Annotated in this window: 28 protein-coding genes and 2 pseudogenes; 8 read left to right on the top strand and 22 right to left on the bottom strand. The window is 40.9% G+C overall.

What is annotated here, in order from left to right; genetic code table 11:
- Positions 1 to 60 precede the first annotated feature (60 nt).
- From H540_RS0107035 to spoIIP, 5 genes are all read right to left on the bottom strand, one after another.
- Positions 61 to 483, bottom strand: a complete 423-nt coding sequence (locus H540_RS0107035) for an NfeD family protein (protein ID WP_028400029.1) — start codon at positions 481 to 483, stop codon at positions 61 to 63.
- Positions 484 to 895: 412 nt separating this feature from the next.
- Complete coding sequence (locus tag H540_RS0107030) at positions 896 to 1342, bottom strand: NUDIX hydrolase (RefSeq protein ID WP_028400028.1); 447 nt, start codon at positions 1340 to 1342, stop codon at positions 896 to 898.
- A gap of 23 nt (positions 1343 to 1365) precedes the next feature.
- Positions 1366 to 2124 carry a M15 family metallopeptidase gene (locus H540_RS0107025; RefSeq protein WP_028400027.1) on the bottom strand — a complete coding sequence of 253 codons (759 nt, stop codon included), beginning with the start codon at positions 2122 to 2124 and terminating at the stop codon, positions 1366 to 1368.
- 30 nt (positions 2125 to 2154) lie between these two features.
- Entirely contained in the window at positions 2155 to 3204 is a 1050-nt protein-coding gene (locus tag H540_RS0107020; RefSeq protein WP_028400026.1) for a phosphotransferase enzyme family protein, read from the bottom strand.
- Positions 3205 to 3255: 51 nt separating this feature from the next.
- Positions 3256 to 4410, bottom strand: a complete 1155-nt coding sequence (gene spoIIP, locus H540_RS0107015) for a stage II sporulation protein P (RefSeq protein WP_028400025.1) — start codon at positions 4408 to 4410, stop codon at positions 3256 to 3258.
- A 309-nt stretch (positions 4411 to 4719) separates the two neighbouring features.
- On the opposite strand from spoIIP, the gene H540_RS0107010 reads away from it, so the two are divergent.
- A complete protein-coding gene (locus H540_RS0107010; RefSeq protein ID WP_028400024.1) occupies positions 4720 to 5043 on the top strand; it encodes a hypothetical protein in 324 nt (107 codons plus the stop codon).
- Here the strand turns inward: H540_RS0107010 and H540_RS31885 are convergent.
- The 3 genes and pseudogenes from H540_RS31885 to H540_RS29130 form a co-directional block, all read right to left on the bottom strand.
- Positions 5010 to 5159, bottom strand: a pseudogene (locus H540_RS31885) (DUF1572 family protein); the annotation flags it as partial. The gene H540_RS0107010 and the pseudogene H540_RS31885 overlap by 34 nt on opposite strands.
- Before the next feature lie 23 nt (positions 5160 to 5182).
- The gene (locus tag H540_RS0107005) at positions 5183 to 5596 is read right to left on the bottom strand and encodes a sporulation protein (RefSeq protein ID WP_028400023.1); all 414 of its coding nucleotides are present in this window, start codon (positions 5594 to 5596) and stop codon (positions 5183 to 5185) included.
- 158 nt (positions 5597 to 5754) lie between these two features.
- Positions 5755 to 6003 carry an HPr family phosphocarrier protein gene (locus H540_RS29130; protein ID WP_051317014.1) on the bottom strand — a complete coding sequence of 83 codons (249 nt, stop codon included), beginning with the start codon at positions 6001 to 6003 and terminating at the stop codon, positions 5755 to 5757.
- 164 nt (positions 6004 to 6167) lie between these two features.
- Between H540_RS29130 and H540_RS0106995 the strand changes: the two genes are divergently transcribed.
- Together H540_RS0106995 and H540_RS0106990 are read left to right on the top strand one after the other, a co-directional pair.
- A complete protein-coding gene (locus H540_RS0106995) occupies positions 6168 to 7037 on the top strand; it encodes a hypothetical protein (RefSeq protein WP_028400022.1) in 870 nt (289 codons plus the stop codon).
- An 80-nt stretch (positions 7038 to 7117) separates the two neighbouring features.
- Positions 7118 to 7600 carry a DUF456 domain-containing protein gene (locus H540_RS0106990; protein ID WP_028400021.1) on the top strand — a complete coding sequence of 161 codons (483 nt, stop codon included), beginning with the start codon at positions 7118 to 7120 and terminating at the stop codon, positions 7598 to 7600.
- Positions 7601 to 7628: 28 nt separating this feature from the next.
- Here the strand turns inward: H540_RS0106990 and H540_RS0106985 are convergent, their stop codons facing one another.
- On the bottom strand, positions 7629 to 8249 hold the full coding sequence (locus H540_RS0106985) for an NAD(P)-dependent oxidoreductase (protein ID WP_028400020.1): 621 nt from the start codon (positions 8247 to 8249) through the stop codon (positions 7629 to 7631).
- Positions 8250 to 8356: 107 nt separating this feature from the next.
- Positions 8357 to 8518: a hypothetical protein gene (locus tag H540_RS34015; RefSeq protein ID WP_169729572.1), complete on the bottom strand. Its 162-nt coding sequence runs from the start codon at positions 8516 to 8518 to the stop codon at positions 8357 to 8359.
- Between the two features lie 131 nt (positions 8519 to 8649).
- Between H540_RS34015 and H540_RS0106975 the strand changes: the two genes are divergently transcribed.
- Positions 8650 to 9387 (top strand): uracil-DNA glycosylase family protein, encoded by a 738-nt coding sequence (locus tag H540_RS0106975; RefSeq protein ID WP_028400019.1) that lies wholly within the window; start codon positions 8650 to 8652, stop codon positions 9385 to 9387.
- A 62-nt stretch (positions 9388 to 9449) separates the two neighbouring features.
- Positions 9450 to 9556: pseudogene (locus H540_RS34415) on the top strand (SDR family oxidoreductase); the annotation flags it as partial.
- Positions 9557 to 9814: 258 nt separating this feature from the next.
- Here H540_RS34415 and H540_RS29125 read toward each other — a convergent pair.
- The gene (locus H540_RS29125; RefSeq protein ID WP_051317013.1) at positions 9815 to 10258 is read right to left on the bottom strand and encodes a spore coat protein; all 444 of its coding nucleotides are present in this window, start codon (positions 10256 to 10258) and stop codon (positions 9815 to 9817) included.
- 282 nt (positions 10259 to 10540) lie between these two features.
- On the opposite strand from H540_RS29125, the gene H540_RS31880 reads away from it, so the two are divergent.
- Both H540_RS31880 and H540_RS0106960 read left to right on the top strand, forming a co-directional pair.
- On the top strand, positions 10541 to 10627 hold the full coding sequence (locus tag H540_RS31880) for a YjcZ family sporulation protein (protein WP_081415045.1): 87 nt from the start codon (positions 10541 to 10543) through the stop codon (positions 10625 to 10627).
- Positions 10628 to 10740: 113 nt separating this feature from the next.
- Positions 10741 to 12252 carry a hypothetical protein gene (locus tag H540_RS0106960; RefSeq protein WP_028400018.1) on the top strand — a complete coding sequence of 504 codons (1512 nt, stop codon included), beginning with the start codon at positions 10741 to 10743 and terminating at the stop codon, positions 12250 to 12252.
- 416 nt (positions 12253 to 12668) lie between these two features.
- On the opposite strand, the gene H540_RS0106955 is transcribed toward H540_RS0106960, so the two are convergent.
- The 6 genes from H540_RS0106955 to H540_RS0106930 all read right to left on the bottom strand — a co-directional run bounded on the left by H540_RS0106955 (position 12669) and on the right by H540_RS0106930 (position 19042).
- Positions 12669 to 13523, bottom strand: a complete 855-nt coding sequence (locus H540_RS0106955; protein WP_028400017.1) for a TIGR03943 family putative permease subunit — start codon at positions 13521 to 13523, stop codon at positions 12669 to 12671.
- A gap of 4 nt (positions 13524 to 13527) precedes the next feature.
- Positions 13528 to 14421: a permease gene (locus H540_RS0106950; RefSeq protein WP_028400016.1), complete on the bottom strand. Its 894-nt coding sequence runs from the start codon at positions 14419 to 14421 to the stop codon at positions 13528 to 13530.
- Between the two features lie 99 nt (positions 14422 to 14520).
- Positions 14521 to 15459: a magnesium transporter CorA family protein gene (locus H540_RS0106945; RefSeq protein WP_028400015.1), complete on the bottom strand. Its 939-nt coding sequence runs from the start codon at positions 15457 to 15459 to the stop codon at positions 14521 to 14523.
- A 180-nt stretch (positions 15460 to 15639) separates the two neighbouring features.
- Positions 15640 to 17034 carry a putative polysaccharide biosynthesis protein gene (locus tag H540_RS0106940; protein WP_028400014.1) on the bottom strand — a complete coding sequence of 465 codons (1395 nt, stop codon included), beginning with the start codon at positions 17032 to 17034 and terminating at the stop codon, positions 15640 to 15642.
- Between the two features lie 86 nt (positions 17035 to 17120).
- Positions 17121 to 17720 carry an undecaprenyl phosphate transporter UptA gene (gene uptA, locus H540_RS0106935; protein ID WP_028400013.1) on the bottom strand — a complete coding sequence of 200 codons (600 nt, stop codon included), beginning with the start codon at positions 17718 to 17720 and terminating at the stop codon, positions 17121 to 17123.
- Between the two features lie 245 nt (positions 17721 to 17965).
- On the bottom strand, positions 17966 to 19042 hold the full coding sequence (locus H540_RS0106930) for a CotH kinase family protein (protein ID WP_028400012.1): 1077 nt from the start codon (positions 19040 to 19042) through the stop codon (positions 17966 to 17968).
- A 193-nt stretch (positions 19043 to 19235) separates the two neighbouring features.
- Here H540_RS0106930 and H540_RS33015 point away from each other — a divergent pair, with 193 nt between their 5' ends.
- Positions 19236 to 19790, top strand: coding sequence for a CotG/ExsB N-terminal domain-containing protein (locus tag H540_RS33015; RefSeq protein WP_155890967.1), 555 nt, complete (start codon positions 19236 to 19238; stop codon positions 19788 to 19790).
- Positions 19791 to 19922: 132 nt separating this feature from the next.
- Here H540_RS33015 and H540_RS34305 read toward each other — a convergent pair whose 3' ends face one another.
- The 5 genes from H540_RS34305 to fosB form a co-directional block, all read right to left on the bottom strand.
- Positions 19923 to 20633, bottom strand: coding sequence for a hypothetical protein (locus H540_RS34305; protein WP_213083526.1), 711 nt, complete (start codon positions 20631 to 20633; stop codon positions 19923 to 19925).
- Positions 20634 to 20689: 56 nt separating this feature from the next.
- Positions 20690 to 20893, bottom strand: a complete 204-nt coding sequence (locus H540_RS0106915; protein WP_028400011.1) for a hypothetical protein — start codon at positions 20891 to 20893, stop codon at positions 20690 to 20692.
- A 134-nt stretch (positions 20894 to 21027) separates the two neighbouring features.
- Positions 21028 to 21189 carry an NUDIX hydrolase gene (locus H540_RS33010; RefSeq protein ID WP_155890966.1) on the bottom strand — a complete coding sequence of 54 codons (162 nt, stop codon included), beginning with the start codon at positions 21187 to 21189 and terminating at the stop codon, positions 21028 to 21030.
- Positions 21186 to 21659, bottom strand: coding sequence for a GNAT family N-acetyltransferase (locus H540_RS0106905; RefSeq protein ID WP_028400010.1), 474 nt, complete (start codon positions 21657 to 21659; stop codon positions 21186 to 21188). Before H540_RS0106905 ends, H540_RS33010 begins: the two co-directional genes overlap by 4 nt.
- Positions 21660 to 21670: 11 nt before the next feature.
- On the bottom strand, positions 21671 to 22090 hold the full coding sequence (gene fosB / locus H540_RS0106900) for a metallothiol transferase FosB (protein WP_028400009.1): 420 nt from the start codon (positions 22088 to 22090) through the stop codon (positions 21671 to 21673).
- Between the last annotated feature and the right edge of the window lie 81 nt (positions 22091 to 22171).

Below are 22171 nucleotides of genomic sequence, written 5' to 3'. Positions count from 1 at the left end.
TTAACATTTAAACATACTTTGTTTACCCAACAGTTAAAATGGATAAAACCGTTCCAACCATTAACTGATCTTCCTTACGACTAAAACGGTGTTGCGCCGTTTTACAATTACTACTTTTTCGCCTTGCGCAATCGCTTCAGATGCAGTGGCGCTCCATGCGTCGCCGCCGATTTTTACGATGCCGTTCATCTCTTCCGTAATGTCCTGTATAACGATTCCCGTTTTGCCGACAATGGTGTCAACTGCGTCTTCATAGCCTTTGCCAATCCGGAGCTTACGAACAATCGGCTTTGAAAAAGCAATCAAAATTAAACTTACAATGGAAGCACAGACAACCTGCACCCATAAATTCGGTACAAATAAAGCAACGCCGGCTCCAACAATCGCACCTATCCCAAGCCAGAGCAAGTAAAATGTGAGCGTAAGCATTTCAGCAATAAATAGTCCGCCGGCCAATAACAGCCAAATAACCCACCCTGCCACGTCTACACCTTCCTTCAAGATATTTGTGCTTATCCTATGTATATGTAGATCATACAGCTTTAGGAAAAAAAGTTGCTTCTTCTTCCTCTTTAATGTAAGCTGCTTCCTATATAAGTCCACTTTGTGATTCCGACATATCTATCGTTTGCCACATAGAACAAAAGGGAAACCGCGCTCCCTCTCTCTCCCTGCATGGGCCACGAAAAGGGGTTGACCGCTTCTACGCTTAGCCGGATGATCTCTTCCCCCTAAAAGAAAAGTTTATGTCGATTTTTTAGTTGCATTTATATAAGTATAATGGAACCTCTTATACTAGTAAACTATTCTTCTTGCGAATCCCTTATATTTCGCGAATTTCAGACAAGCTAAAGCTGTAAAAAGGCGACTTGCTTGTAAGCAAATCGCCCTTTTCTCAAATTTTATGTGCAGCTGCTATATGATGAACGTATGCCCCTTGTTTTCCTGCCAATGATAAACCTTCCTCTATACCTATCCACTTGTAGCAGAATACAAGACCATTATCTTCGCCTGCACACGCAATTGTATGACTCCATTCTTCTTTCACATCTGTCGTCAATGTTACATGATAGAAGTACCGCTTTTGATACTCGTCCTTTTCTTTCACATAAATAAGCTCGTCTGCTACTAAATCCTCGACTGCAATATGCTTTAATCCGGATTCTTCCAATATTTCACGAAGAAGCGCCTCTTCAAGCGATTCCCCATTTTCTACAGTGCCGCCCGGAACTTGAACACCGGCTTCCGGTACGTCGCGATGCGTATGGACAAGGAGCTGTATGTTCTCTTCTTTTTCCCGTGTTACGTAGGCATATACCTTCTTTTTGTACAATTCATTCATCGTATTTTCCCCCTTCTCCCTTATTATTTCGGCATTGCTTCTTCTAGCGTTAACCGCCGCTTAAATAAATAATCAGCGTGCGGATTGCCGACATAGCGAATGTGCCACGGTTCATACATATAGCCGGTTACGGCCGTTTTATCCTCAGGGTAGCGAATGATAAAACCGTATTCATGTGCATGCTCCACCAGCCATTTCCCTTCTTTCGTCTTGCCGAATGAAGTTTCAAGCTGAAAGCGGGATGATTGCGCTGACACATCCACCGCCAATCCTGTTTGATGCTCACTTGTACCAGGAATTGCACTCGATACAGCCGTGACAGCTTCTCCCTCCTGTTTTTGATACATGGTATGTAAAGCCTTTTGCCGTTCATAAGAACGAAAGGCTGAAACCGCAAATAAATATACGCCTTCGCGATCTGCTGCTTGAAACAGCTTTTCCAACTCCTTCGCAGCCTCTTTCCTCATCTGCATCTTTTCCTTATCTCCATTATAAGAAAAGCGCACGTTGGGGATTACAAGATCGGGCGGCGTATAAAAATCCGGCAGCCGTCTGTCTTTGTTGACCAGCACAAGCAGCGAATCCGGATTGCTTACAATAACCAAGCTTCCATCCTTCTTGGCAATTGTTGACGCATAGCTTGGAAATTCAGTCTCTCCTATGTACTGCATACTCTCTTGACCTGGGTGTATCAAATAAAAAATCGGGCTTCGTAACACAAATAACGAAACAGCTGCAATGATAACCGCACCGATAACGGCGCTTCCTATTCGTTTTATCATCATGCACCTTCTTAATTTCGGAATTTCCCCTCACCCTTGCCAATACAGCTCTTTTCCAAAAAACATAAACAATTTTTCTATAAGACGCATATGTTTTTTGGCCATTTTCTCTTGATACATAATCTCTTTTTCATTATGCTGATCCTCTGCCAAATAAAATAAATTCCATATTAAAAAGCGATCCGCTGCATAATACAAAATGATAGTTTTATCTAAATTCGATAGACGCCTCCCAGATTCCTTTTCATAAGAGCGAAGATAAACAGACAAAAACCTCCCAAATTCGAGCTTTCGATTATGAAAATAGTCACACATGTAAAAGATAGATGCACCCAAGTCCTCATGCATGACTGAATAGCGGACATCGCCAAAATCCAGCAGCGCTCCTATACGCGTTCCGTTCATCAGTACATTGTCGAATTTTACATCACAATGAATGAGGAACTTTTCGTGCTTTTTATAAAAAGAAGACAGCTCCGGCTGAACTTCTCTATATACATATTCAAGCTGACTATACAGAGCATTCGGAAATTTCTTAGCCGTAATCGGTTTGCGCTGCTTCATCCGATAGGCCAGCATGGAGTACTGATCATCCGGTTCTTTATAAAAATTTTCTGCAGCAAAACTCACAGCTGCCTTGTGCATCTTCGCTTGTAACGCAGCCATAGCTTGCATATGCGGCAAAGTGTAGAAAAGCGCCTTTCCTTTTATATATTCACTAAGAGTCACGAACAGAAAATGCTCGTTTTGTATCTCTTTTATAAAAAAGCCTCCATCTTTTGTTTGGTACAATGCCGGAACCGGGACTCCCTTCTCTCTTAAAAACATGACAAAGGCAGTTTCTCTTTCCATGATTCTCTCAATATACGAGGCGGTAAAATGACTGCGTGCTATGGAATACAGCTTTAGCACATACATGCTCTGGTGCGCATCTGTTAACATCAGCACGATATTTTCTTGTCCATGGGAAGCAGCCCGAAAGCTTTGAACCTGAAAAGACACAGTAAATTGAGATATCCATTGCTGGATCATGGCTATATTCAACCGCTTTTGCAACTCTGTGTTTTTGCGAAAATACAAATCTCTCATCCTCTCTACAACAAAAACGTGAACATTGCGTCCACGTTTTCGTTATCCATTTACTTTTTCTGCCTGCCAATAATATTCACTGAACGCCTCTGCCAAAATATCAATAGTTCGATTTAATTCTTCAACTGTATTGTCTACACCGCCTACTTCTATTAATATGGCTTGCCCCGATAAATCTTGATTGTATATGCCGTTGCCTGTTCTGAAATCTTTTCGGCCAACACCGCGGCTCACGCCGGGATATTTTTTATCAATCATTTCATGAAGAGCCGTTGCCAGCTTTTCGTTCTTTTCATAGTTTTTGTTTCCGGCTCCGATGATAAAGTACAGTTTGGCGTAAGCTTTACCGTTAATTTCTTTCGTAGTCACAGGTTTACGGGCGCTGTCGCGATGCAAATCAAAAAAGTACTGCAGCCCTTGATTCCCTGCCATCGCTTGCTGCACAACTTGGCGCGACACCTTATAGGAACTGTCTGAATTCAAGCCTTTTGATATCAACAGCTTACCGATATCTGTTTTATCGTTCGTAGAACCTATTCCGTAGTTTTCCAACTGCTCTTTTAAACGCTCTCCAAAAACAGATATGTTGGAAACAGAACTCGTCGCTTTATTCTCATCAGGATTATTTGCCATATTCAGCATCGGCAAATACGATTCCCAGCTATGCGTATGATAAATGAATACGACCTTTTTATCCCCTGTTGAGTGCGCGGGAGGATTTTGCTGCTTTGGCGCATCTGTTTTCGGCGGTGCTGTTCCTTCTCCTTTTCGTTCCTTTAACAGCTCCTCAAGCGGCACACTCGATTCAATCGGCAAGTTCGAGTAGTTCGTGCCTTCTCCTGCAATTAAAATCTCTGTATCATATTTTGTGAACCCCGGCAATTCCGTTCCTATTAAGCTTCTTACATCATTAAAGCGAATGTTTGTTGCGGTGGAAAGAAAAAGCGAGGACAGCGAGAACTCTTTATTTAAATTTCGATATTCTTGAGTGAAATAATGATTTTCTGTTCCAAACGCATACATATATCCATTCATCGAAAGCTCGCTCAGCCATTCGTGCAAGTAGACGGATTTTGTTTGTTTTAAAGACGTTACCATAACTCCCGCAAATAAAAAGGCCGATAAAATGCCGACGAGTATAAGCGCAACGACCTTTGATAAATTTACTTTTTTTACATAAAAATAGCTCCGGCTCATCTCATCACCCTTTCTCTAGCAATATATGTACAAGCCCTAGCAAATAGACCTGAAAAAGCTTGGCGATATTGAGAGTGAGGTGAATTTTGATGAAATTTCTTATTTGTTGCACCTATATAAGTGAATTATAAATTCGACATTTCTATGTGCTATGTGTAACTAAAAGGGCGTATGGTATGCTTCTTCTCTCTCGTTTCCGGTGCGCTTCTATAAACTCTTCTTCTGTAAATTATTTTTTATCCCCTTGTCCACACACATTTGCATGTGTTTTCTTACTATATAGTAAAAGCAGCATAAAGAGGTGATACCATGAAAAAAATTCGCTGCCAGAAATGCGCTAAAACTATTAAAAGACCGCAAGATTTAATCACTGTATTTTTCTATTTTCGTATTTTTTTCTATCACGAAACATGCTATGAAGAAGAATTGCAGTATGCTCGTTTCCCGTTTACAAACCTCATTCCTCTTAACACGCTTTTAAGTAACATCTTTACTGTTTTCACCTTTCTTGCCGCACTCACCTTCCTTTTTACAGATACAGGCGGAACACGGCTTTTAGGCCTCTTGCTTTTGCTTCCCGCCCTGTATCGTCTTATTTCCTACTTGAAGTGGGAACGCACTTTCCGTAAATAATTCTCCGCTTGCCCTCTCGGTATGCTCAGACATTCCCAATCTGTATTCCTTATTTGTTTGCCCATATACAGGATTTGCCCGATATGCAGAGAATAGTGAGCAATCTGTCTCTCGATATCCTATTTTGAGGGGGTGACTTTTAAATGAGATTCTTACAGTTATTCTTTTTTACATGAATATATTCTTTGTCATAATCATTAAAGGCTCCGTCTATATGAAGCTTGCTTGTGATGTAATAGGCAGTATTCGTATTAGGCAGCTCGGTTTCCGTCGGGATACGCAGTTGGAACGACATTGTCTTTTCTTCTTTCGGTTCAATCGAAAATGATTGGCTAACTGTAATTGTTCCCAGTGTATGGCTTCTTTCTATCCCTAATTCATTTTGGCCTTTTACAAAATGAACTTCTACTTTTTCAATTTCTTGTCTTACCTTTCCTCCACGAATCAACACTTCTCCTTCAACCGTTTCTCCGATATGATAAGTAGATTTTGGAAGAGCGATTTCTAATTCCGCTGCACCTTTTCCGAACTTTGCCATAAATGCTTCTAACATATTCACCACTCTCCTTTTGGATCTCGTCTTTCTGTGCCTTCAGCATAGCATAGTTTTTTTGGCGAAACGGCAAAGTTACGAAACCGTGATGATTTTGTAACGGCCTGATGCACCGAGTTAATCTTTCATTCAAAAATTTCGATATTTTGTCATGTATGTTACGAACGCAATATACTTTTTAATGCTTCCAACGTTTCTTCCTCGTCGTACCCGAACGTACAAATCGTTACTGAATCGCCCAGCTGTAATATAAGGCTGCATAAACCAAGCAAGCTCTTCATATTGATAGTCTTCTCTGCCGCCTTCAATAAAGCATCAGACTCAAATGCGCTCAGCCTTTTCACAAGCTCCTGACAGTGACGCAATGTCCACTCCTTCTCTATATCCATCTCCCATATACACATCATGCTCGCTCCCTTCCTTATCGTATCTTTATTACGCAAGAAGCGAAAACACAACCGAAACTATCTTACATCATTCAACAAAATACGACTGTTTCTCTCGTTGTTTGTATGACGTAAAGCAAGTACAATAACATTAAGAATTTTCAGACAAAAACGAGGTGAAGCTATTGCGCTCTTCTCTCTTTTCTCTCTTATTGGACAGTTTTTTATTTTTAGCAATTATCGTTATGTTCAGTTGCTTGCCCGCATTTTTTCTTTCTGATGATATCTCGTTTCTAAAACAAGTGCAGTTTGTTTTTAGAGACATCTTGCACCCTGCTTCTCTTACATTTCCTGCTTCTGCTTGGACGCGAGAACCATTTTTGCTTCCCCCGTTGCAATGGTCTCAGCCAAGTGAGCATGAAACGCTATTTCCGTTATTTCCATACATTCTAGGACCCTACTCCATTACATTAGTTAATTTTCTTTTCTCTCTTTGTCTCGGATTTCTGTCAATCCTCTGGCTTGGCAAACAAATTCATCGTGCCCCCTCTTGGACAAAACGCATTTTCTATGCGATTAAATGGCTGCCTTCGTCCATCTTGACAGTTCTTTTACAGTTTGGAACTATCTTTTTATTTTGCAAAGTACAGGCAGTTCTGTCACTGCCCTATATTTCAACGATTGTTATTATTGTATGCGCCTCGTTCGTATTTGCGGTAGAAGCTGCAAAAGGCTGGCTTCCATCATACATCGCTGTGTCTAAAGCTGTTCCAGCCGGCAAATCCTTGCTTCTTTTTTTTCTGTCGGCGCGCAAATCCATTCTATTCTCTACGCTTATTACGATTTCTTTTTTTGAATTTCTTCTTCATGCAGACGGTCTCGTAAACTTTCTGCTGCGCTATTATCTGACTTCGCCCGCAGTGACAGTAATCGGCATTACAATGCTTTATATTCCCTATTTTTTCTTCACCGCAGCTCAAGCTGTTTTATGGAATCGCCGGACACCTTTCTTGTACCATGTGAGGCAACCGTTACAGCCTGGAGCTGAGCAATAGGACCGTTTTTGACTACCTATGTAAATCCCTTTAAGATAGATATAATTAACAAACTATTTTGTGTAAAGTGAGGGGTTGCATTGACGGTTTTATTATGGATTCTGATTATCGCCTGCTTTATTTTGGCGTTCGTCGGACTCATTTACCCGGTCATTCCAGGGGTTCTTGTATTATGGGCAGGATTTCTGATTTATCAGTTTGGCATAAACAAGGAAGAGCTTACGCTGTTATTTTGGATTTTGCAGGTGCTGTTTACTGTCTTTTTATTTATCGCTGATTTTATTGCAAACAGCTATTTTTTAAAAAAGTACGGCAGCACAAAATGGGGAGAACGTGTTGGTATGGTTTCGATCATCATCGGATCGTTCTTTTTTCCGCCGTTCGGTTTGTTGATCGTTCCATTTCTATCTGTATTTGCAACAGAACTTCTTCATAAAAAAGGAACAAAAGATGCTTTTTTGGTCGCTCTCGCTACAGTCATCAGCTTCCTCAGCAGCTCTATTGCCAAAGCGATTATACAGGTGCTTATGATTATCGTATTTATACTGTACATAACATTGTAAAAGCCTTGAAGAAGCTTCTTCAAGGCTTTTAATACGCAATCCCCACCCGGTCTTGATTATGTCGAAGAGAAAACAATTGCTCGTATGTAAAAAGAGCAGTGTCACCAACGGTAATTTTTATACCGTCAACAGGCAGCATATTCTTTTCCGTCCGGTACTCGCCTGTTGCGTCTCCGTTCACTAAATGCGTGGGACATACAACTGTCCAATCTGTATGTGATTGCTTAAGCAACTCATACGCTTTTAGGTGATCCTCTGCTGCTTTCGTTGACTTGCGGCGCGATTCTGCCGACTGAAAGCGGTATACGCTTGGATTGGAGCGAGCCTGTAAAATGCCGGCAGTGCCGACAGTAATGATGCGCGTGACATTCTCATTTCTCATTGCACGCAGCAGCAGCGGCATACTGTCCGACAATGTACTCGCTTCGTCTGTTCCGAGAGCACTGATAACAGCTTCACATTGAAGCATCGCTGTTTGGACATCGTGTTCCCTCAGCACATTTCCTTCTATTACATGGAGATTGGGATGAGAAATTTGAAGCAAGTTCGGATTTCTTACTAAGGCCGTTACTGCATGACCGTCCTGCAGCGCCCGGCGCAACACTTCTGTCCCGACTCTCCCGGTTGCGCCAAATAAACAAATATGCATAGTTTTATCTCCTTTATCGCGTGCTAGTTCTATTTTGTCATGCAAAAGAAAAAATGCAACAAAAAAGCTCTCTCACTACAGGGTGAGAGAGCTCGCTAATCAATATATTACTGCTTTTTTGTGCTGTCTTTAGAATTAGAATCTGTGCTAGTTTCTTTGTCCTGCTGTTGCTTTGTGTCATCCTTCTTTTGTGAATCATTGCTGCAGCCTACTACTAATAAAGAGCTCATTAATGCAATTGCCGTCAAAGATTTCGTTAACTTATTCATCCTTACCCTCTCCTTTGGATAAAATATGTACATCCTCATAGTACTTGACTCATATAAAGAAAATATTAGGAAGAGGTAAAAGGTAGGTAAATTATCGTAAATTTCTAAAAATTAAATAAAGAGGAATTATTATGATTAAAATCTATCAAGCTCATGAATTTATGTCTGAACTAAAAGAACTGCAATATCAGGAGGCCTTAACGAAAAACGACTTGCTTCATCCTAGATTTTTACTCGATACACATCATGCCTTAGAGATGTATTATGCACCTTTTGATTATATCAACACGAAAGCTAAGATCATGATTATTGGTATTACGCCGGGCTGGACACAGATGCAGCTTGCTTTTACGACAGTACTGAAAGCCTTAAAACAAGGCGAATCGTTAGAGACAGGCGTAAAGCGAGTAAAGCAGCAGGCCAGCTTTGCCGGCTCTATGCGCAGCAATTTAACATCTATGCTCAACGAGTTGCAGCTTCCGCACTATCTCGGCATATCCGATAGTGCATCTTTATTCGCTGAACATCGTCATCTGCTCCACCCTTGTTCTATGCTGCGTTATCCTGTCTTTTTACGCGCTCAAAACTATACGGGGCATACACCGCAGATGGCAAAATCCCCTTTTTTGATGGAATGGATCAGAAGCGTTTTTGTGCCGGAATTGCACTCTGTTCATCCGTTGCTCATTATCCCGCTCGGCAAAGCGGTGTCTGATACATTAAAAGTGCTTGCTGATGAATATCGTATTGATGAAGAACGCTGTCTGCTCGGCTTCCCCCATCCATCAGGAGCAAACGGACATCGGCATGCGCAATTTGAAACAGGCAAGCAGGAATTTTTAAGAAAAATACAATTCGCATTTTCGTAAAAGCATCATTCTCCTTCTGTTCTTTCGTTTGCGTTATACTGAAAAAGTCAATACATAGTAGAGATGAAGATTGGTACAGCGCGTTTGAATTGAATTGAATTTACTGAGCTACATCCGCATGATTCGTCAAACGCTTCCATACATGAAAGAAAATGGCGGCAAATACATATATGACAGGCAACTCGTTCTTAGTCGACGGCGGCATGGTAAAAAGCTTATAACAAGAAAAGCGGAACCGGCTCGTTCAGGCGCAGAGACCAAGGTTCTCAGCCCTAAAAAGCGCTTTTTGCTTTTTTGCGGCTGAGGTTCTTGGACGGCAGCGCCTAGCCGGTGGAGCTAGACATCCCAAAAAACGAAACCTTCGAGGTGCAGAACTAAAAAAGTTATACTTTCATAACTAAAAAAATCCCCGATTCATTCAGGGATTTTACTTTGCTTCTTTCCATATTTCTTCAGAAATTATGGTATTTTGTTTGACGATGTGTTGCCATACTTCATAAGCATGACGGTTAATCTTCACAAAATGCTCTTCCATGAACATTCGCAATTCCGGATTTGCAGCTTCAACAGCAGCCTGCGCATATGCGAGCGCCAATTTCTTTATATTCGCCCCGTAGCGAAGCACTAAATCTGCCTCGTCCTCTTTCTTAGATAATGAAAGAGACGCGAACTCAACAAACGGCTCATTGCAGATTACACGCTGCACTGAGCCCTCTTGAAACTCAACCATCGTATTATAAGTTTCTAACATATGCTGCGCATGTCTTTCTGCCAAAACTTTGAGTTTCTCATCGTGAACATGCTGCATGAGTATCCCCATCTCCTGTATCAGGCTGAATTGATATTCCATAAGTTTTGCTAAATATTGCATGCGCAAACCTCCTCGTCCATTCTATTCTATGCAATAAAACGGCTAACAATAACTAGTCCCAATACATTCATCATTACTTCTTTTTCCTGCTTGCAAATTATGAAGCTGCCGATGAGAAACTTACACATACCGCTTTCGGCCGCACGAAGCTCGCATTTACGAATTCAAACGATAAAAGACAAGCTGTTTAATGAAAATCCGCACTCGCCTACTCCTGCTATCCAGTCAAAATCTCCATTCTGACATATTGTATAATGTAAAAGTAATAAAGGGGGAAAAAACATGAGCTTCGGACACGGCAACGCCTTTGCGTTAATTGTTGTTCTCTTTATCCTTTTGATTATCGTTGGAGCTGCTTGCTTCTGCTAATGCGGGAACTGAAACACTATTGAGAAAGGCACTGTTACAGTGCCTTTTTCTTTTGTACATACACTTTTTTCATTTGAGTTACACTAAACTATTATCAACAGGCGAGGTGTACTATGACAAAAAGCGAGAAGCTCATGTTTTTTAATCATTTCCGCGAGCAGTTAAAGCATTTTATCGGATTGGATTTAGAGTTTTCCGACTCTGATCAGGAAAAAGACATAACCTTTCATTTAAAAACAACAGGTATTTCTCAGAAAACGGCCCGGATGCTTCTGGATGAACTGACGTGTAAAATATTTGCGGTTTTAAGCTATTATTACAATCACACAAACGGATTTGAACTTCGACAGTTCATTTCTGCAGTTGAGGAAATTGCTTTATTAATTATCTTTCATTCTGATTCTCTCTCAGTAAGCTGCTATGACTTAAAAGCGTATTCCTTTATCAAACTGCTGAAAGAAGCCAGCACAAAAACATACGAATCCGCTCATACATCACTTGGTTTTTTTTATTTCCAGCGTCCTTATCTCAATATTGAACAAGAACTGCATAAAATCGGTCTTGAATATTTACCAGCTTCATATCCAATTGATGCCAGCGCTTTTATTGAGGATAAGCGTTCGCTCCGCTTAATTGACAATAAGCATTTATCACTTGTTGTCAATCATGAATTTCTTGTAACCGGCTTTGTAAGAAAGCAATCAGATTGCGAGCTGATTCGCACGGCTATTATGGCGATGTATAACGAGGTTGATGAACTGAAACTGCAATATATGTATTACTCGAGTTTATACGACTACCTAAATGATCAGCTTGCTGAAAACACAATTACACTTTCCCGCGATACATATGATAAATTTTCCAGCTATATTTTTGCCAATTTGGATACGTTGAAAGCCATCAGCGCCCAAAAGGAACAAAAAATACCGCCCTTTCAATTTATCGATATTTATAATCGGGAGCTGAACTGGTACACAAATCACAACTTCACGCTGCGGCTGGCAAACGGCAATTGGAAAATAAAGCACTATTTAGCGTTAAAAGCGATTTTACTTGAAAAGCTGCTCCCTTATGACTGCGATCAGACACTTTCATACTTGGTAAGAAATTACTCTACTTTAAAAACGAATGTAGTAGACATTACAATCAAACGAATTGACCGGCTTGTCGGCTTAATAAAAAGACTTTCTCAAACGGAAAAAGGCTCTTTGTTCGTCATTCTGCTTGATGCCAATCTATGCGACACGACCCGGCCGCAAAAAGAGCCTATACGCCATGAAAAAGCCATACAGCAAATCCCCGTTCAAATGCTTTTAAAAGGAGATACCTCCTTGAACAAATTCGTTCATATTATCAAACGGCACGATTATGCTTTGAACGTGCTGGATGGCGATTTTCTGTTTTTAGAACTTCTCGCTTCCATCGATGGCGCCGTGATTCTCGACTCATCCTTCAATTTCCTTTCATTCGGTGAGCTGCTTGATATTTCCGGCATTCGCACAGAGGCACTCGGAGCACGCACAGCTGCTGCGTATGCGGGTTCCCGCTTCGGCATTGCTATAAAAGTATCGCAGGACGGCGATGTGCTCGTGCTGCACAACGGTGAAATCCTCATAGAAATTTAAAAGTGCAGAGCATACAGCTCTGCACTTTTAGAATATGTACCGTAACAGCCAACATTCCCGCCACTACAGTAACAATATATAAGTGAATAAAAAAACCGTTTTTTTCGACTTTCCCTGTATAAAAATGCGTACTTTTATTTTATACACAGCCCATACCTATTTCCAGACAATTCCAATAACACAAAAAAAGACAAGAAGCATGTTCTTGTCACTTTAAAGAAATTATAATTTTGGGGCATGTCCAGCACCTAGCCGGTGGAGCTGGACATAAAGAAAAGCGGAAACGGCTCGTTCAGGTGCAGAACCAGAGGTTCTCCGCCCTTAAAGGCGCTTTTTGCCAATACGTCGGCGGAGGTTCTCTGGTGGCAGCACCTAGCCGGTGGAGCTGAACATAAAGAAAAGCGGAAACGGCTCAATTAAGCTCCCCGGTACACATACTGATCCTTAGGCGCCTCTACCTTCACCCATTTGGTTATCTTTAAAACAGGAATCGTAGCGTGGAATGGCTGATAATAGGTCGTTCCAATCGTTCCTTGCACTCTAATCCAGTCATCATCCTTCCAGTTTGCGTCCGCAGGCTTTTGTATCATCATCCCATATACACCGGAATCCGCAATACAGTGGATAATACCGAAACGGAACAAGAAATACTCATTTCTTTGTCCCCCTTTATCATGAAACACAAAACCTTGGAAGGACAACTCTTTCCCGATAAACTCTCCAGGATAGTTATAAATAACTTCCATGCCTTGTAAGAAGTTCACGTCGTTAAGTACAATCGAATCCTGTTTAACATAACTTTTCTTTTCCTTTTCCATTAAGCTTCGATATCCTTCAGCACCGTAGTAAATGCTCAAATCCGGCTTTAAAAATTGACGCTGTATGAATGGATCAGTGTTTCCCGGGTCTGAAACCGGAAAATGGAATCCTTTCGCTTTTACGATATTGGAATCGAGCGTAGCAATCGGAAAGAACAATCCAGATATAATCGGAAAAAGAAAAAGACTATACACACCTGCACGCTTCCACCATCGGTCTTGCTCATGAGGATGGTGTCCGCATCCGCAATCCAGGTGGCTGCATCCATGATCGTGATGATTGTCCTTTTTAAAAGCCATAATAACTTGTACAACAGTCAAAAATGCCATAATGACAGCCGCGCTTTTCGATAAATACGCGTATTTCATGTTAATGTATTTTGTGATATTTCCTGAAATATGGAGCTGTGCAATCAAAAATGTAAATCCGAGTAAAATATAAGCACGAAACATACAATCACCTCACAAAATAAAGCACTAATGAACTCACGTAAACCGTTACTGTAACTAATGCAATCACAATGACAACAAAACGCGTTTTAAAAGTACCGAACATCATCAGTGTATTTTTAATGTCTACCATCGGTCCAAACACGAGAAAAGCAACAAGTGAAGCTGTTGAAAATGTGCTTTGGAACGAAGAAGCGATAAATGCATCAGCTTCCGAACAAAGAGACAATATAAATGCCAAGCCCATCATGACTGCTGAGGACGAAAACGGACCTTGTCCAATTGATAGCAGTGTGGATGTTTTCACATATGTTTGCACACTTGCTGCAATAAGTGAACCGATAACTAAGTATTTCCCCATTGAGAAAAATTCTTCTACCGCATGCGTACATACGTCCCACAGCTTCGTTTTAATGGAATGCATGTGCTTGACCGGCGGAAAATGATCATCCTTTAACGGACGATCTTCAGACATAAACGATAATACGATTCCTACAATAAGTGCAACTACAATCGCTGTAACCGAACGAAAAATAACCATTCTAATGCTGCTTCCAAATGCAACATATGTAGCGAATAAGACAACAGGGTTAATAATAGGTCCTGTCAGCATAAACGCAATACCTGCATAAGGTGGCACGCCTTTTCCAATGAGGCGGCGCACAATCGGTACAATCCCGCATTCGCAGCCCGGAAACATCATACCTAAGAATACTGCCAGCAAGACCGCAAGAAACCGATTTTTCGGCATGATCCTTGCGATTATACTTTCTGTTACAAACATTTGAATAATACCGGAAATGAATACGCCGATCAAGACGAAAGGCAGTGCTTCAATCAAAATAGAGATGAAAATCGTATTCATTTGCAGCAGCGATTTTGGTAAATGAAATATGTCCATAATAAATCCTCCTTGCAGTATGTTATTGTATCCCTTTCATGCAAAAGGAACAAGAAAAATATAAAAAAAAATCCGCTGTAGTTCAGCGGATTTCCCATACTAAAAGTAACGTTTCTTCCAAAAAATGAACGCTGTCGTGCAAGATAACGCGGCTGCGATGACCATAATGATGCCAAATGCATGCTTATACCCTTGAAACGGAATAGGCACGTTCATTCCAAAAAAGCTCGCTACCATCGTAGGCAGCGATAGAACGATCGTAATGGACGTAAGAAACTTCATCACGCTGTTTAGGTTATTGCTGATTACAGAACCAAACGTATTCATCATGCCGTTCAAAATGACACTGTATATTTCCGCCATCTCGATGGCCTGTTTATTTTCAATTAACACATCTTCAAGCAAATCCTGATCATCCTCATACATACGCAAATATTCGTTTCGCATAAGTTTCTGGATAACGATCTTGTTCGCTTTCAGAGAGGTGGTAAAGTAAACTAAGCTTTTTTCAAGCGCAAGCAATGTGAAAATCTCTTTGTTTTTCATCGATTTATTAAGCACATGCTCCAAATCATCCGTCTTGCGGTTAATTTGCTTCAGATAACGCAAATAATAAGTAGAAATTATATATAAGAGCTGCAGCACAAAACGTGTTTTCTTAAATGTATAAAACCCTTTAATTTTCTGATTAATAAATCGTTCAAAAACAGGATTTTCTTCCAAGCAAATTGTAACAAAGCAGTCCGGCATAACGATCATACCGATTGGAATTGTATCATAAATCGAATTGCCCTCTTCATCATGACGGACAGTGGGAATATCGACGATAATCAGCGTATTGTTATCTTCCTTCTCAATACGAGAGCGCTCCTCATCATCCAGTGGGTCTTTAATGAAGTCCAGTTCCAGATTCAATGATTCAATTAGAAATTGAATCTCTTCTTCTGTCGGATGCAGAGCATTAATCCAGCATCCCTTTTGAATTTCTTCAATCTCCTGCACTTTGCCGTTTTCATCTGTTAAATAAATGTTTAACATCATTTTCACCCCGATTCTTTTACATACAGCACGCAACCTTTCTTTAATATAAGACCCTTTCAAGCATATGCAACAACTCCCAAAATTTCAATAGAAAAATGCTTTTGAAACTTAAATCAAAATATATTTTTTCGGTTTTTTACATTTCAAAAAGAAAAAACAGAGCATTTTGCCCTGTTTTTATCCCTTCCCATTTTCCATATATTTTCCTATGTGACGATATAATAACCATAGATTAAAGAGTACAGAAAATGTGTAGCCGCAGTACGTGGCGATGATAGAACCGACATAATCGAAATGTGGAATAAGAAGCCCATTCAATATCACTTTTAATGTCAAACCGATGAGCAAGCCAATCACTGTTTTACGCTGCTGGTTAATGCCTTGCAGCATCGCAGCCGTTACGGAAAACAACGAAAATAAAATGCAGGAAGACGCATAATATCGAAGCACTTCTCCTCCAAGAAGAGGGTCATTTTTCACTCCAAATAAAAGAGTATATACCGGCTCTGCCAATAGCATCATTCCAAGAGCAGCCGGCAAAGTTACCATCACAACAAAAAGATTGGTGCGTGTAAAGTGTTTGTATAATAATTCATAGTTTCCTGCCGTAAATGCCTTTGTCATTTCCGGCACAAGGGACATGCTGAACGCAGTTGCAAGTGAAACAGGTATGAGCACGATCATTTGCACAAGACCGATAATTGCATTTACTTTCTCGGCCTCCGCTTGCTGATAGCCGATATTCATAAGCAATTGGTTGATCGTAAAGGTATCCGCCGTTTGATACATTGGAATCGACAAACCAACAATAACAAAAGGGATTGAATATGTGAACAGCTCTTTATACAGCTTAAAAAATGATACATTTGCAGCTGGAATGCTCGTTTTTTCTTTCATCTTTAAATACGGGCGCCGTTTCATATAAAAGAAAAGCAGGACACCAATTCCCGCACCCGCTCCGATAAAGGCTCCGAATGTAGCGACACCTACTGCCATGCTGGTCGTTTCCTTGTAAATACGAATCACGGCGAGCGTACCAATAAGAATCGTCAATACACGAAAGAGCTGCTCTACAACAACGCTTGCTGCAGAAGGCCCCATGGACTGGAACCCTTGAAAAAACCCGCGCAGCAGGCTCATAACCGGCACTAGCAGCAAGGCAAAGCTCACAATCTGAATATTGTATGTAACAGCTTGTACGCTGTTTCCTGTTCCATCTCCATTATCAATAACCAATGCCGCGAGCATCGGCGCCAGCATATAAAGCAGCAGGAAGGACAGAATTCCCATGCAAATCATGAATACAACACCGCTTCTTAACACTCTTTTAACTGTATGATAATCACCCAGCTGATTGTATTTTGATACCATTTTGGAAACGGCCAGCGGCAACCCCATGGTGGCAATGCTCAGCATGATGGTGTATGGCCGGTAAGCATATGTATATAAGACGTATCCGCTCGTTCCCACCATCGCAGTGAACGGAATAACGTACACGAATCCAAGCATTTTGGAAATCATGGTAGACATGGTCAAAAATAAAGTACCCCTTATAAACGGTGATCCTTTCATGTGCTCCTCCGCTTGTCTTTTTTACTACACAATATGGACAACCGCTCTTCTTTAGAACAAAAAAAGCTGTTGGAAACCCAACAGCTTTAACGAACCGCCCTTTTTTTCTTCATCATATATACAGTATAAATAGCAATAAATAGCAGGGCGCCTCCAATAAAGTATGGCGTATAAGGAGCCGCATATTCTTTAATATGCCGCCAGTTTGCCCCTAGCTTCTCACCTAAATAAATGAAAAAGATAGACCACGGAACAATCGCAAGAACTGTATATACTGTAAATTTCAACAAAGGCATTTTAGCAAGACCAGCCGGTATAGAAATAGCATGTCTTACAACAGGAATGAAGCGTGCCGAAAAAATCACTCCGACACCGTACTTATTGAACCAGCTTTCTGCTACATCTAAATGATGCTTCTTAATTAATAAATACTTGCCGTATTTCTCTACAATCGGACGTCCGCCGTAATAGCCGAGCCAATATAAAAAGATTTGCGCTAACGTTCCGCCAATTGTACCGGCTATGACAGCTTCTACGAAATTGATTTGTCCCTTCGCCACAAGATAGCCCGCATATGAAAGGACAATTTCACTTGGAATGACTTCAATCATAAGCCCAAGCGCAATTCCAAAGTAGCCTAAGCTCATAAAAATTTCCAGCAATTGATTAATGATGTTAGAAATCATATACTTCCCCTCAATCTTTCATTCTTTTCAACCTATATCATTATTCCATGAAATGATGGACTTGCCAAGTCTTGGATTTCACATGACAATAGTATACGATATACATTTAGAATGTAGTTTTCTATTTTGACTAAAAGGGAATAAGATTATGAAGTACGTAATATAGAGGGAAATTATAGTTAGAGAAGTGGAAAATTATAAAAAATTTTAAAAATCCAAATAATAAACGCAGCTTTTTGCTGCGTTTATCTTAACTCATCCAAATGATTCCGCAAGAATCGATTGCGCTTTTTAATATATTGGAAAATAATCTCCGGCTCTCCATCAAATTTCTCTATATGGTCCTTAACATGGGGATCCTTCAGAATATAGGGTCTGAGCAGACTATGCAAATCCTCTACTCTCGGCTTCATATACGCTATTGTAAATTGTTCATCCAGCACCTTCCGGATAATCTCTGAATATCTTCTTCGAAAAGAAGCTACATCGAGCAATCTTGCACTCAATGTGTTATAGCCTTGAATGCGGATATAGTCATGCTCTAGTAACCGCCCCTGCACATCTCGTCCCCATGTCGCGTCATAATCCCATGGAATGATTTCAAACAGTCCCGTTTCCCCATTCCGATAGAGCGCGTAGTTATGAACGAATCCGTCAAAGTTAGACGTACAGACGATACCGGCAAGCCAGCGCAAATATTTTTCCACATCCACGTATTTCACGATTTTCTTTTCAAAATCCGCTCGTGAGATTGTATTAACTTGGTACACAAATTCGCTTAAGTGTTCTTCACTTTCCTCGTCTCCGTACTTCAGCTCATAACCGGCGGACAGCGTCGTTTTGACATCCTCATCCAATTCGCTCATAAGCGAAAAGTTCGCATCGTCATCCACCGCATAACAGATGGAGCCTTGAGGCAGATTTCGATTATGCAAAAACCGTTCGTCCACAGATTCGAGCTGCAAATATACGCCTTGAAATCTTCCGTTGATCGTGACCAGAACGTGCTGAGACTTTGGAGAAAGCGTGCCGAGATCGTGAAAAAAATCAAGAGACAGCTTATTGCGTATAAGAGACGGGTCTTTGAATTCGGAATTCAAATGAATCTCATGTACGCCTTGAAACAGCTTTGGCTTATAAAACATGACGTGATACGATTTTTTTTCGAATTTACGAATATGCGATCCGCGGTACACGACATCGATATCATATTTCCTCTTTTGATACGTAAGTTTGGCAGGAACAGGATCGTCACTCCATACATCCTTGCGCATTTCAACTAGATACATAGGGTGGATAAATAGATCATAAGAAGGCAGCATTTTCCCTCTTCCCTTCTTCATAGCATCTATACTTAATGTATGCCTTTCCCTCTGTTCTTGACACTTTAGGTAATTGCGCATTTTTTTAGAAACCAACACTTGTCCTATACCTGAATATATAAACAATCATATTCTAATAGAGAAAAGAGAAGACAAGCTCTCTTTTACGTATCGTTTAAGGAGGGAATATGATATGAACCGCAATATTCGCAAAGCTGTGGAAGAAGTGAAAGCGGCAGGCATGGAGCATTTCATGTATCAAGAACCTAGTGCATACTACTATCATAAAGACAAATCTTCTAAAAAATGTCCTAAAACAAAATGCACTTGTGTGAAAAAATGCACTTGCGTGAAAAAATGCAAGCGCTTTACAACGAAACACGTCTGGACAAAGAAATCTGTCTGCACAGAACGCACTTTCTTTCCAAAGCGCTCTTGTTTCTCCAAGCGCTCTAAGTGTTCTAAGCGCTCTCACTTCTCTAAGCGTTCTTGTTTCTCCAAGCACTCTAAGTGTTCTAAGCGCTCTCACTTCTCTAAGCGTTCTTGTTTCTCCAAACGCTCTAAGCAGTCTAAACGCTCTAAGCAGTCTAAACGTTCTAAGCAGTCTAAACGTTCTAAGCAGTCTAAACGCTCTAAGCAGTCTAAACGCTCTAAGCAGTCTAAACGCTCTAAGCAGTCTAAACGCTCTAAGCAGTCTAAACGCTCTAAGCAGTCTAAACGCTCTAAACGTTCTAAGCGCTCTTGGTAGTAAAATAGACCGCCTGTTGGCGGTCTATTTTAGTAGGTAAACAACTATTTTTATATAAAATGCAAACAACCTATCTCCGCTTTACATATTTTATAGAGAAAGTGTACTTGCTAAGGCAAGTTTTATAATTAATTATTTTATGGAGGTTTTTTCATGAAGAACTATGACCAAAACCGTATCCGTCAGGCTGCAAATGATGTGCAAGAAGCCGGCATGGGTGAATTTATGAGACAGGAACCATATTCTTACAGCGGTCGTTCTCACCGTTCTCGCCGTTCTGATCGTTCTCGCCGCTCTCGCCGCTCTCGCCGCTCTCACCGTTCTGATCGTTCTCGCCGCTCTCACCGCTCTCACCGTTCTGATCGTTCTCGCCGTTCTCGCCGTTCTCGCCGTTCTCGCCGTTCTCGCCGCTCTCACCGTTCTGATCGTTCTCGCCGTTCTCGCCGTTCTCGCCGTTCTCGCCGCTCTCACCGTTCTGATCGTTCTCATCGCTCTCGCCGTTCTCATCGTTCTCACCGTTCTCACTTCTCTAAACGCTCTTGCTTCTCCAAACGTTCTCACTTCTCTAAGTGCTCTTGCTTCTCCAAACGTTCTCACTTCTCTAAGTGCTCTTGCTTCTCTAAACGTTCTCACTTCTCTAAGTGCTCTTGCTTCTCTAAACGTTCTCACTTCTCTAAGTGCTCTTGCTTCTCTAAGCGTTCTCACTTCTCTAAACGCTCTTATCCGAAAAAAAATAACCGCGTGCACTTCATCAACGTATTTCCTAATGAACCGAAACACACAAAATGCAAAGCCGAAGAGCATGTTCAATCCGATAAAACGAAACGCAGTGAACCAAAACATTCTCACAGCCCTTTCCGTTTCCCTTGGTAAGAAAAAAGCTGTCACTCGACAGCTTTTCATTTTATCATCCATTCTAAAAAAATCATGCATACGGCGCTCAAAAAGTACAGCATGACCAAGCCCGCTCCCAGCCAGCTTACAAGTCCCATACGGACAAGAATAGACGATGCTTTCGTTTGCTTCCCGTCTTTTACGAAAAACGAGCTTCCCCAAACGCTGAACCAGCCTGTATACACAAATAAAAACGCTGCAAACATCATATGAAAATACCATCGCCACGAAAACGATGAAAAGGGAAGAAAATGAATTGCGTTCCACTCCTTTTGCTTTCTAACAATGTATATGCAACCGTATGCCTATATAAGTCCACTTTGTTATTCCGACATATCCATATCTATCGTTTGCCACGTAGAACAAAAGGGAAACTGTGCTCGCTCCCTCCCGGCAAGTTGTACCGGTTTGCATAAGGTCCTTTTCCTTTTGCAATTACAAGCAAGCTGTTTTCTTTCGTACAAATGCCGTACACGCCAATATGGCAATGGAAAGATTCTTTCATAACAGTTTCTTGAAAAATAAAACACGGTCTTGCCCGCGTCCATCGTAATTTTCGTGTACTGATATGCCGTTAATAGCTTTTGTTCCTGTCCGAATTTCAAATCCCATTTTCGTATGATAAGCGATCGAGCCTTTATTAACTGGGGAAGTCACGCATCCAACCGTTTGACATCCTATATTTTGAACGGCTTCAAAAAAAGTTTCATAGAGTGCTTTCGCTATGCCCTTTGAACGGTAATCCGGATGAACGCCGACAAAATGGATGTATGCTTCGGCTTTTCTCGTCTGCGATACAAAGCCGATTACGAATCCCGCTATGTTACCATCCTTTTCACACATAAAACTCGTATTCTGGAAATGCTGAAAAAACAGCTTCGGCAGCATATCCGCCATATTGCGGCCGCCCCACCAATCGTTTAAAACCGTTATAATCGGAATATAATCTTCTTCTTGTACATTTCGAATGTTCATGGCTTCTTCTCCTATTCAAAAAACTCCATATGAGGCTTCGTGCTTTTATAATATCGGATACGATCTTTCAAATTGCCTGTATGAAACTCGAATTTATGGCCGTCAGGATCGGTGAAATAAAGGGACTCCAAGTCTCTTTCGTCACGCTCTCTGCCCTTTAAAATATATACATCATGCTGCTTCAGCTTTTTCTCTAGAGTATGCAAGTCTTCATTGTTAATTGTAAACGCAATGTGCGTATATGATTGGTGAATTTCGTTTCTCGGAATATGCTCTTCCACATTTAAAGCAATCCATATACCGCATAACTCAAAATACGCAAGCGTTCTGCCCTTTACAAGTAATTTAGCTCCTAAAATGTTCTCATAAAATGAAATCGACTCCTCCAAATCGGAAACAGATATACATATATGATTTAAGCCTTGAATCATGCTCTCCCTCCCCAACGAGAAAATTATACCATTTTATACTTTTTTACATATAAAAAGTGCGCACCCACGGGCGCGCACTTC

This window comes from Ectobacillus panaciterrae DSM 19096, from assembly GCF_000430785.1.
In the GTDB taxonomy this organism is placed as follows: Bacteria; Bacillota; Bacilli; order Bacillales; family Bacillaceae_G; genus Ectobacillus; species Ectobacillus panaciterrae.
The sequence above is the reverse complement of the archived record's forward strand: the minus strand, read 5'-3'. Positions and strand labels throughout refer to the sequence as shown.